We start from the raw sequence: 11,584 nt of genomic DNA, 5'->3' as shown, positions 1-11,584 counted from the left end.
GACCAACGGGTGTCCCGTTGCAGGATTTTGACTTGTTGTTCGGTTTGCGGAATGCGCACTATCGTATTGTATATAGCGGTACGTATCGTGTCGATTTTTCCGGAATGAGAAAAAACAGAGCCGCTTTTTTATGATATAAATATTACAATTCGTTCCATTGCGGAAATGTATCCGTTTTATTGGCGGTATGTGTGACAATGCCTGAAACGGCTTTTTGTACACATTACGGCAATCAAGTATCAATATTTTTCCGTATCTTTGCGACTAAAACAAATCTACTGATCTGATGACTGGTTATATCGCAAAATTTTCAGCCGGGCGAATGGTGTTGCTGTTCGTTTTCGGCTTGTCGGCCGTTGTGCTGATGGCGCAGACAAAAACAGTTTCCATTCTCGGTGACTCGTATTCCACGTTTGAGGGATTTATCACCCCGAAGTCCAACTACACATGGTATAATGCCGCTCCCGACTACAAGAATACTGACGTGAACAGTGTACGGCAGACGTGGTGGCACAGGGTGATTACTGACAACGGATGGCGTCTTTTTGTCAACAACTCGTTCTCCGGGTCAACCGTGTGCTTCCGTGGATATCACGGTAGCGACTACCGTGACCGCTCTTTCATAGCCAGGATGGATAATCTCGGGTGTCCCGATATTATCTTAATATTCGGTGGGACAAACGACAGTTGGGCTGGTGTGCCCGTCGGTGAGTATCGTTATGATGGAATATCGGAAGCCGATTTATACACGTTCCGTCCCGCCATGGCTTACATGCTGGCGTATATTAAAGACCGTTATCCGAATACTGAGATATATTTCCTGCTCAACGACGGACTGAGAGACGACATTTCATCTTCCGTCAAGACCGTATGCAGGCATGAGGGAGTGCCTTGCATAGAGTTGAGAGGGATAGACAAGAAGAGCGGGCACCCTACGATAAAGGGACACGGGCAGATAGCCTCGCAGGTAAATCAAGCAATTGGAAAAAGGAAATGAAGCATAAGTTTATTTTTATCATCGCCTGCCTGTTATGGACATCCTGTCTGTGGGCACAGAATCCGGCCGTGGCATGGGATGAGCATAGTCTAATGATAGACGGCCGCAGGGTGATGCCCGTGATGGGCGAGGTACACTACTCGCGTATTCCGGCCGGCGAGTGGGAGCGTGAGGTGCGCAGGATAAAGGCCGGTGGTGTGACAGTCATTGCCGCATACGTGTTCTGGAATCATGTGGAAGAACGTGAAGGAGTGTTCGACTGGAGCGGATGCAGAGACTTGCGGCGCTTTCTCGAGATATGCGGGAAAGAGGAAATGCCGGTCGTTTTGCGTCTCGGCCCGTTCTGTCACGGCGAGGTCCGCAACGGAGGCATACCCGACTGGATGTTCGACAAGGGGTGCAGGATGCGTGAGGAAAATCCTGTGTTCATGAAGTATACCGGGCGGTTGTACCGTCAGATATTCGCCCAGGTGCAGGGTTTGCAATGGAAAGACGGCGGACCCGTCATGGCGGCGCAGTTCGACAATGAGTATCGCGGTCGTGGCAGCTATCTCATGGCATTGAAGAAAATGGCTCTCGACATCGGGTTTGACCTGCCGTTTTACACCCGTACCGGTTGGCCCGAACTCCGCACACCGGTTCCTTTCGGCGAGATGCTGCCCTTGTATGGCGACTATGCCGACGGTTTCTGGGAACGTTCGACGGCCGAGACAGCCGGAAACTACTATAAGGCGTTTAACTTCAAGGCTTTCCGCAGCAGTACGGCGATAGCCACCGAGCAGCTCGGCGAGCAGAAAGAAAAGCTCAACAATGGCGATGAGCGTTACCCGTATTTCACCTGCGAACTCGGAGGCGGCATGATGACATCCTATCACCGCCGTCCGTATATCTATCCTGAAGACGCTTACTCTCTCGCTATTGTGAAACTCGGCAGCGGCAGCAACCTGCTAGGCTACTACATGTATCACGGAGGCACCAACCCAGAGGGGTATACTTATCTGAACGAAACGCAGCGTACCAGAGCCACGAACTATAATGACCTGCCTGTGAAGACATACGACTTTCAGGCCCCGCTCGGGGAGTTCGGACAGGCAAATCCGCATTATTTCACTCTGCGCAAGCTCCACCTGTTCATGAAGGACTACGGCGAGACTCTCGCTCCGATGACCGCTTCTTTCCCGTGCCGGCAGGAGATTAAGAAAGGCGACGACTCGTTTCTACGCTGGTCGTACCGCTCCAGGGACGGCAGCGCTTTTGTGTTTGTCAACAACTACGAGCGTCTGCAAAACCTTTCGGCCAAGAAAGGGGTTACGTTCGATGTCTGCGGAGTGCGTTTCCCATCGAAGCCGGTCACCATTCCGTCGGGCACGATGTGCATATTTCCCGTCAATGTAGACGGTATCCGCTATGCCACCGCACAACTTATAGCCCGTCGCGACGGCAATATATATATGGAACAGATCACCGGTGTGCCTGTAGAGATAGCCGTGGACGGCAAGGTATTGAAGAACGTCAAGGCACGGGGATTGGGCAAGCCGGTATATAAGAATATCTATTTGCTTGCTGGCGATGAGGCGTCGAGGCTGTTCTATGAGGATGAAGGCGTGGAAGACATAGGGTCGGATGCCGCCTGCGTGAAGGTGAGAGACGCCGCTCCGCAGCAGCGTAAGATAACAATCGGAGTGCAGAAAGTGGCCGAAGAGCCGACGGATGACGACTTCGGGAGTGCCGCCGTGTATCGGATTACCGTTCCGCAAGAGTCTGCCGGCAAGTTCCGCAGGATGCTGGAAATAGACTATCGTGGAGATGTGGCGCGTCTTTATGTGAACGGAAAGCTCGTGGCCGACAACTTCTACAACGGCCGTCGTTTCCTTTTCGGTCTTTGGCGGTTGCCCGAGGGATGTACTGAAATGGAACTGCGGATACTCCCTTTGCAGGAGAACATGCCTGTATATTTCCCCCGTGAGGCTAAAGCCGGCAGGCCGGGAGAGGAAGTCGTGGGCGTGAAGATAGTTCCTGTGCCGTGATTTCACGGCGGGTATTGTGATTAAACGCGCCGTCACGGATGTGTGTATGGCATGATTTAAACAAGCCCAACTATTCGGTATAGGCGTAATGAATACGTAATGAGGCCGGATACAATGGATAACGGAAATAAAACAAATAGCATATGACAATGAGAAAATACATTTTTGCGCTTCTGGCTGCCTTTTGTTCGGCAACCGTGGCACAGACCATAGACTTGTCGGGAGAGTGGAATTTCGCCATGGGCGACAAGCCTGAATATAATGATAAGATAACCTTGCCGGGCTCGATGCTAACCAATGGCAAGGGCGATGAGGTGACGGTAGACACCCGTTGGGTGAGCAGTCTTTACGATTCCTCGTTCTTTTTCAATCCCTACATGGAGAAATACCGGGTGGCCGGGAAGATGAAATTTCCTTTCTTCCTCACTCCCGGCAAGCATTATGTAGGCCCGGCGTGGTACATGAAGCGTGTGGATGTGCCAAAAGCGTGGCGCAAGGGCCGTGTGCTTCTTTATCTCGAACGGCCGCATATCGAGACTACGGTCTACGTTAACGGCCGCATTGCGGGGCGCGACTCGTCGCTGAGCGTGCCTCATGAGTTTGACATCACGCCCTATGTGAAGTCCGGTCAGGCCAACGACATCGCAATACGGATATACAACGGCATTGAGAACGTGTGCGTGGGGCAGGACTCACACAGCGTGACCGACCAGACACAAGGATGCTGGAACGGTATCGTTGGCAGGATAGAGCTGCGCAGAGTGCCGCGTGTTTACATCGATGACGTGCAGGTTTATCCGGACGTGCAGGGCAAAAAGATACGTGTCGAGGTGCGGACGGCAGGTGACAAGGGGCGTAAGAAAATTTCGTTCTGCCACCCGCTGTTGCTCAAACCCGACGGAACATCGGGGCGAAAGGAGACGGTAGCGGTAGTCAATACATCCGACGACACCGCTTCGGTGGTGCTTGAAATGGGCGGTGACGTGAGGCTTTGGAGCGAGTTCGAGCCTAATCTTTATGAATTGACCGTCTCGGTGGGCGATGATGAGCGTCGTGTCACGTTCGGAATGAGCGAGATTGCGATAAAGGGAAAGCAGTTTTACCTCAACGGTAATCCTATATGGATGCGCGGTACGGTGGGCAACTGTTGTTTCCCGCTTACCGGTTATCCGCCGACGGACGAGCAATCGTGGCTTGCCATATTCCGCAAATGCAAGGAATACGGCCTTAACATGATGCGTTTTCACTCGTACTGTCCGCCGGAGGCTGCCTTTGCCGCAGCCGATAAGGTGGGTTTCTATCTGCAACCCGAAGGCCCGTCATGGCCCAATCACGGTGTGCGTCTCGGCAGGAAGATGAATATAGATCATTATTTGCTCGAAGAGACGCGGCGCATGGTGAAGGCTTATGGCAACCATCCGTCGTTCTGTATGCTGGCGGCCGGCAACGAACCGGCCGGCGACTGGGTGCGCTGGGTGGGCGATTTCGTAGACTACTGGAAGAGCACGGGCGACCGTCGCCGTGTATATTGCGGCGCGTCGGTCGGCGGAGGATGGGCCTGGGACCCGAAGAGCGAGTACCATGTCAAGGGCGGCGCGCGCGGACTCGACTGGGACAGGCATGCCCCGCAGTCGGAAGACAACTACGCCTCCGCAATAACGAGCTTCACACAGAAGGGCCGCAAGCCGCTGACATTCGAAATAAACGAACCGTACATAAGTCATGAACAGGGCCAATGGTGCGCGTTCCCCGATTTCAAGGAGTTAAATCAGTATACAGGTGTATACAAAGCCGGAAATTTCGAAATATTCCGAGATCTCCTTCGCGATAACGGAATGGCCTCGCAAGCCGAAAAATTCCTCATGGCCAGCGGTAAGTTGCAGACTCTGGCGTATAAATACGAGCTTGAACGCAACCTGCGCACCAAGGACTATGCCGGTTTTCAGCTTCTCGGCCTGAACGATTACAGCGGTCAGGGCACGGCGCTTGTGGGCGTGCTGAATGTCTTCTGGCGTGAGAAAGGCTACTGCACGGCTGACGATTGGAGCGGATTTTGCGCCCCGATAGTGCCTCTTGCCCGTTTTCCGAAGTTCGTTTACACCAACGACGAGACACTGGCTGTGCCTGTGGAACTGTATAACGCATACAAGGAAACGTTGGTGGGAGCCGTGGCTGAGTATACTGTTTCATGTGATGGGAAGGCCGTCTTTGCCGGAAAGACAGACGGTAAGGACATTGCCGTGGGGAAGAACCATGGCCTGTGTGATGTGGTTTTCACCCTTGCAGGTATACAGGAGCCCAAGAAACTGTCTCTCAATGTAGCCGTAGTGTCGGACAATGCTCCAAGGGCAGAGAATAAATGGGATTTCTGGGTATATCCCAAGACCGTCGGTATGCCGTCGGCCGACGGCATACATATCACCGACACTCTCGATGCCAAGGCACTGGCGGTGCTCGAGCGTGGCGGCCGTGTGCTTATTGCTGCCGCTGGAAAGGTGCGCATGGGCAACGATATAAAGCAGACATACCTGCCCGTTTTCTGGAATACAAGTTGGTTTAAGATGCGCCCTCCGCACACCACCGGTGCCTCGATAGACGTATCACACCCGCTGTTCCGTTGTTTCCCGACCGATGATTGGAGCAATCTCAACTGGTGGGAACTGCTCAACAAGGCTCAGGTGATGAACCTGCGCGAGTTTCCTGCCGATTATCAGCCGCCGGTACAGCCGATAGACACGTGGCACATAAGCCGCAAGATCGGCATGGTCGTAGAAGCCAATGTGCTGAAAGGCAAGCTGCTCATGACTACGATAGACATTGATAGCGATCTTGACCGTCGTGTGGTTGCTCGCCAGATGCGCAAGGCTATGATAGAATATGTGGGCGGAACCGATTTCAAACCGTCTTTGACACTCGAACCGCAGACAATAACAAACCTCTTCGAGAAAGAGGCTCCGGCGGTGAATATGTTTACGAAAGACTCTCCCGACGAGTTGAAACCGAAGTTGAAGTAGGTGGATCAGGAGTTGAGGAGTAAGGAGGATAGCGACATAAGTTAAAGAATGCTTTGTTACTATCCTCCTTACTCCTTAACTCCTGATTATTAGAAATTCACTCCGCAGTTGATATACAGACATCCGTTTCTTGATGAGTCGAAATCGCTGTGGCATATATTGGCAAGGCCGAATTCGTAGGCAGCCTCGGCATAAATCATGCTGTATTCAAGGCCGCATCCGATGCGCAGACCGCCATCGAAGCGTTTGAAATAATCCGAAGAAAACGATGAGCAGCTCTCCCTCTCCTTATAGTTTTTCACTTTTCCACCTATGCCGAAAGCGATATACCCGCCGCCGAACGGTTGAATGGAAAAGTTGTCGTCCAACTCATATTTGTATTTCACAAGAATGGGAATCTCTAAATAGTTGAGGTCGAAAGTGAACTTTACACCGTCTATGACACCCTTTCCTCCTTTTTCAGTGTAGAAAAGACCGGTTTCAAGACATACAGGAGTGGTGGGTGAAAGCTGTATACCGACCACACCGCCGAAGTTTAAACCCGACTGGCTGCTGCCGCCGTCGAGTCGCGGGTCGTCGGAATGTACCGAGCCTACGGCCAAACCGAGCCGCAGGCCGTAGTAGATATTGTACTCGTTCATAAAGTTGGAATATCCGTTATCCTGAACCCTGTAACTGTCGTATTGCGCGCATGCCGGCAAGGCCATGACAGCGGCAATTATTGCAATGATGATCTTTTTCATGTCGATGTAAAAAATAAAGTCTATGACGGATGCAAAGATATACAAATAATCTGATAAAACTGCCATGGGTGATGCAGATTTTTTGATTGTCATGCTTTGTTTGCTATCAAAAAACATACAAAACAACTTCCAGAACCCGCTTGTCTTGAAAAAAAGCAATCTGCCGGTCGGAAGTATTCGTATATCTGGCGGGTTTTGTTAATTTGTTGACCGCCAATGGCGTATGTGTGGTTGCGGTAAAGCCGTGCTGTCGGAGGGCATTTACAGTCTGCGTTTATTGCAACGGGCGTCCGAATGCGGTCAAGACCATTGTGATGTGCTTGTGGATGATACCTGTGTATCGGGTCTTGTAATAGGAATGCCGTTTTATTTCGTGGAGAGATAAAATGTTAGATTTATGACATAATGTTTACATTAAGGTCGGAGTGGGTCTTCAAGGAACGGTTTGGCGGCAAGCAATTAACGTTATTTTTTACTTTATATTAATATGTGAATGATATTTTGTGTAACTTTGCATTTCAATATTAAAGACAGTCATGAACGATAAAAAGACAGATAACACAAAACGCATAAACCCATTTTTCGAGCCTTACGGCACACCACACGACACGGTGCCTTTCGACCGTATCAGGCTTGAAGACTACGAGGAGGCTTTCATGGAGGGCATACGCCGTGACAACGAGCAGATAGAGAAGACGATAAACAACCCCGAGAAGCCAACATTCGATAATACGATAATCAACAAAGACGAGACACGTGAGGGCTATTATGATTTGCTTTCACGTGTTTCTACTGTGTTTTTCAATATGCTCAGTGCCGAGACCAACGATGAACTCGATGCCCTGGCACAGAAAATGCAGCCAATATTGACGCAACATGCCAATGATGTGCGCCTTAATCCGAGACTGTTTGACCGCATTAAGGCCGTGAAGCGGCATCACCGGAAGCTCACTCCTGAGGAAAAAAGGTTGCTTGACGACTGCTATGACGGTTTCGCGCGCAGCGGAGCGTTGCTCGACGATGATGGCAAGGAGCGTCTGCGCAAGCTCACCGAGGAAGCAGGCATGCTCTCGCTCCAATTCTCGCAGAACCTGTTGAAAGAGGAAAAAGCGTTCACGCTACACATCACCGACGAGAAAAACCTCGAAGGCCTGCCCGACACGGCGCGGGAGGCGGCCGCCGTGGCCGCCCGTGAGCACGGCAAGGATGGGTGGATAGTGACGCTCGACCATCCGAGCTACGGCCCGTTCATGACATATTCCGCCAATCGTGAATTGCGGGAGCGTCTTTATATGGCGAAGAACACCGTCTGCACGAAAGACAATAGCGAGAACAACATCGAGATATGCAAGCGCATCGTTAACCTAAGGCGCGAGATAGCGCAACTGCTCGGCTACAAGACATACGCCGACTACGTGCTAAAACACCGTATGGCTACAAATACCCGGAATGTGTACCGCCTGCTCGACGACCTCACTGAGGCATACAGGCCAGCGGCGTTGAAAGAGGTGGATGCCTTGGAGCGGATGGCACGTAAGATGGAGGGCAGGGACTTTGTGATGCGTCCGTGGGATTTCAGTTTCTTCTCTCATAAGTTGCAGTTGCGGAAATACAATCTCGACGCAGAGATGCTGCGCCCATATTTCGAACTGTCGAAAGTGATAGACGGGGTTTTCGGGCTGGCCAACCGTCTTTATGGAATAACATTCAGGGAAAACAAGGACATACCTGTATATCATCCCGATGTGAAGGCTTACGAGGTGTTCGATGCCGACGGGTCTTATCTTGCCGTGTTCTACGCAGATTTCCACCCCCGCAAAGGCAAGCAGGGAGGAGCGTGGATGACCGAGTACCAAGGACAGTTTATCGACCGTAAGGGTGAGAACGTTAGACCCCATGTGAGCGTGGTGATGAACCTTACCAAGCCGACAGACGAGAAACCGGCGCTGCTCACGCTCAGTGAGGTGGAGACATTCCTGCACGAGTTCGGACATTCACTGCACGGCATGTTCGCCAACACCCGCTTCGAGAGTCTGAGCGGAACGAATGTGTGGTGGGACTTCGTCGAGCTGCCTTCGCAGTTCATGGAAAACTATGCCGTGGAGAAAGACTTTCTGCGCACGTTCGCTTTCCATTATCAGACCGGCGAGCCGTTGCCCGACGAACTGATAGACCGCATAGTGAAGAGCCGCAATTTCATGGCGGCCTACGCTTGTATGCGGCAGGTGAGCTTCGGACTGCTCGACATGGCTTATTATACGAAGAAAGAGCCGTTTGACGACGATATCATCAAGTTCGAGAAAAAAGCATGGGCGAAAGCCATTGTCACCGAGCAACTGCCGGATACGTGCATGACGGTGCAGTTCGGCCATATAATGGCAGGCGGATATGCCGCCGGATATTACAGCTACAAGTGGGCGGAAGTGCTTGATGCCGATGCTTTCAGCGTGTTCAGGCGCCGCGGAATATTTGATCGTCAGACGGCACAGAGCTTCCGTGACAATATACTGTCACGCGGCGGTACCGAGCATCCTATGACGCTCTACAAACGTTTCCGCGGCTGCGAGCCTACTATAGACGCTTTGCTGAGACGTAACGGGATAAAGAGACCTAAGAAAAGAAAATAACAAGAAAGAATATAAGGCGGTGGACGAAAAACAAAGAAAACTCGACCTGCGCTATCTGCGTATGGCACGCATCTGGGCGGAGAACAGCTATTGTCGACGCCGTCAGGTGGGAGCGCTCGTGGTTAAGGACAAGATGATAATCAGCGACGGATATAACGGTACGCCGAGCGGATTTGAGAACGTGTGCGAAGACAGTGCCAACATCACTTTCCCATACGTGTTGCATGCCGAGGCCAATGCCATAACGAAGCTCGCCAGAAGCTCTAACAACAGCGACGGAGCCACGCTCTATGTCACGGCATCGCCTTGCATAGAGTGCTCTAAGCTGATAATACAGGCCGGCATAAAGCGGGTCGTGTATGGAGAGCACTACCGTCTGGAAGACGGCATAAACCTGTTGAGAAAGGCAGGGATAGAAGTGATATACCTAAATCCGGAAGAATAAATGAACAGAAACAAGTCAAACCGTCTCATGCCGCTCATCATGGCGGTGTGTGTGGTCGTGGGAGTCGTGATAGGAACGTTCTATACGAGCCATTTCTCGGGTAACAGACTCAGTATAATCAATTCAAGCGGCAACAAGCTCAACAACTTGTTGCACATTGTCGATGACCAGTATGTGGACACGGTGGACATCAATAAACTCGTGGAAGATGCCATGCCGCAGATTCTTGCCGAACTTGATCCGCACTCGGTATATATCGGGGCGAAAGACGTGCAGGCCGTGAACGACGACCTGAAAGGCTCGTTCTCGGGAGTGGGAATAGAGTTTACGATACGTGAAGATACCATAAGGGTGCAGAACGTGGTAAATGCCGGTCCGGCAGATCGTGCCGGAGTAAAGGCCGGAGATAAGATAGTGTCTGTCGACGGAAAGCCGTTTGTGGGTAAAATAGTCACTAATGATGAGGCCATGCGGCGCCTGAAAGGTCCTAAGGATACTAAGGTGAAACTCGGACTGTTGGGGTATGGTGAGAAAAAGGTGAGATATGTGACCATCACGAGAGACGATATTCCGCAGCGGAGCATCAGCGCCACGTATATGATAAATGATAATACGGGGTATATCAAGGTGAAAAGTTTCGGCGAGAACACATATCCAGAGTTGCTCATTTCATTGGCGAAGCTCTCTCAGGAAGACCTGCAAAACCTCATTGTCGACCTGCGCGGCAATGTGGGAGGATATATGATGGCTGTCATTCAGATGGTGAACGAGTTCTTGCCCAAAGACCGTCTTATCGTATATACACAGGGACGAAAGTCGCCAAGGCAGGAATATCGAAGCGACGGGCGCGGCAGTTATCAGAAAATACCACTTGTCGTGCTTATAGATGAAGGTTCGGCATCGGCATCGGAGATATTTGCCGGTGCCATACAGGATAACGACCGTGGCACGGTCATCGGCCGGCGGTCGTTTGGAAAGGGACTCGTGCAGCAGCCGATGGCTTTCAATGACGGTTCGATGATAAGGCTTACGATTGCCCGTTATTATACTCCTTCCGGACGTTGCATACAAAAACCGTACACATCCGGTTCTGACAAGGATTATGAGGACGACTTGATGATGAGATATCAGCACGGCGAGTATTTTTCGCAAGACAGTATCAAGCATGAGGGTCCGGAGTATCACACGAGTATCGGGCGCACGGTGTATGGCGGCGGAGGTATAACCCCCGATATATTCGTGGCCGAGGATACTCTCGGTGTCACGTCTTATTACAAGGAAGCCGGCATGACCGGATTGATATTTCAGTTTGCCTATGACTATACCGATGAGAACAGGGCCAGACTTGGAGAGTTCACGGATATGGAATCTCTGCTTGATTATCTCAAGAAACAGAATATGGTGGAGCGCTTTGCTTCATACGCTGACCGAAAGGGACTGCGCCGCCGCAACCTGATGATAAGGAAATCACACCATCTGCTAGAACGGTTTATTGACAGTAGGATAATATACAACATGCTCGATGATGAGGCATGGATAGAATATCTCAATCTGGATGACCCGGCAATAGAGAAGGCTGTCGATGTCTTTAAGGCTAAACAGGCTTTCCCTAAGAAAGCCGTTGAGCCTCGGAAAGCGGGCAAAGGGGGAAAGACAGCCATGACGGTTTTCGGTAAAGGATATGATTATCGGGGTACTCATGTATCTTGTTCGCCTACGGCAAAAGGATAA

At 51.2% G+C, this 11,584-nt stretch carries 7 protein-coding genes; 6 read left to right on the top strand and 1 reads right to left on the bottom strand.

Annotated elements, in window-relative coordinates:
- Positions 1–322: 322 nt before the first annotated feature.
- From HPS53_RS02185 to HPS53_RS02175, 3 genes are all read left to right on the top strand, one after another.
- On the top strand, positions 323–997 hold the full coding sequence (locus HPS53_RS02185; protein WP_104368585.1) for an SGNH/GDSL hydrolase family protein: 675 nt from the start codon (positions 323–325) through the stop codon (positions 995–997).
- On the top strand, positions 994–3,024 hold the full coding sequence (locus HPS53_RS02180; RefSeq protein WP_104368568.1) for a beta-galactosidase: 2,031 nt from the start codon (positions 994–996) through the stop codon (positions 3,022–3,024). Before HPS53_RS02185 ends, HPS53_RS02180 begins: the two co-directional genes overlap by 4 nt.
- Before the next feature lie 149 nt (positions 3,025–3,173).
- Entirely contained in the window at positions 3,174–6,038 is a 2,865-nt protein-coding gene (locus HPS53_RS02175) for a sugar-binding domain-containing protein (protein ID WP_172204077.1), read from the top strand.
- A gap of 89 nt (positions 6,039–6,127) precedes the next feature.
- On the opposite strand, the gene HPS53_RS02170 is transcribed toward HPS53_RS02175, so the two are convergent.
- The gene (locus HPS53_RS02170) at positions 6,128–6,781 is read right to left on the bottom strand and encodes a porin family protein (protein WP_172204075.1); all 654 of its coding nucleotides are present in this window, start codon (positions 6,779–6,781) and stop codon (positions 6,128–6,130) included.
- A 536-nt stretch (positions 6,782–7,317) separates the two neighbouring features.
- Here HPS53_RS02170 and HPS53_RS02165 point away from each other — a divergent pair.
- From HPS53_RS02165 to HPS53_RS02155, 3 genes are read left to right on the top strand one after another with little or no spacing between them, the layout of a single operon-like run.
- On the top strand, positions 7,318–9,408 hold the full coding sequence (locus HPS53_RS02165; protein WP_172204073.1) for a M3 family metallopeptidase: 2,091 nt from the start codon (positions 7,318–7,320) through the stop codon (positions 9,406–9,408).
- Between the two features lie 19 nt (positions 9,409–9,427).
- Positions 9,428–9,853: a dCMP deaminase family protein gene (locus tag HPS53_RS02160; protein ID WP_104369201.1), complete on the top strand. Its 426-nt coding sequence runs from the start codon at positions 9,428–9,430 to the stop codon at positions 9,851–9,853.
- Positions 9,854–11,584, top strand: a complete 1,731-nt coding sequence (locus HPS53_RS02155; RefSeq protein ID WP_172204071.1) for a S41 family peptidase — start codon at positions 9,854–9,856, stop codon at positions 11,582–11,584.

This window comes from Prevotella sp. PTAC (assembly GCF_013166535.1).
GTDB lineage: Bacteria > Bacteroidota > Bacteroidia > Bacteroidales > Bacteroidaceae > Prevotella.
The sequence above is the reverse complement of the archived record's forward strand: the minus strand, read 5'-3'. Positions and strand labels throughout refer to the sequence as shown.

Excerpts from the sequence above, each read along its gene's own strand:
- HPS53_RS02185 (WP_104368585.1), top strand. The coding sequence starts at position 323 with ATGGTGTTGCTGTTCGTTTTCGGCTTGTCGGCCGTTGTGCTGATGGCG.
- HPS53_RS02180 (WP_104368568.1), top strand. The coding sequence starts at position 994 with ATGAAGCATAAGTTTATTTTTATCATCGCCTGCCTGTTATGGACATCC.
- HPS53_RS02175 (WP_172204077.1), top strand. The coding sequence starts at position 3,174 with ATGAGAAAATACATTTTTGCGCTTCTGGCTGCCTTTTGTTCGGCAACC.
- HPS53_RS02170 (WP_172204075.1), bottom strand. The coding sequence starts at position 6,781 with ATGAAAAAGATCATCATTGCAATAATTGCCGCTGTCATGGCCTTGCCG.
- HPS53_RS02165 (WP_172204073.1), top strand. The coding sequence starts at position 7,318 with ATGAACGATAAAAAGACAGATAACACAAAACGCATAAACCCATTTTTC.
- HPS53_RS02155 (WP_172204071.1), top strand. The coding sequence starts at position 9,854 with ATGAACAGAAACAAGTCAAACCGTCTCATGCCGCTCATCATGGCGGTG.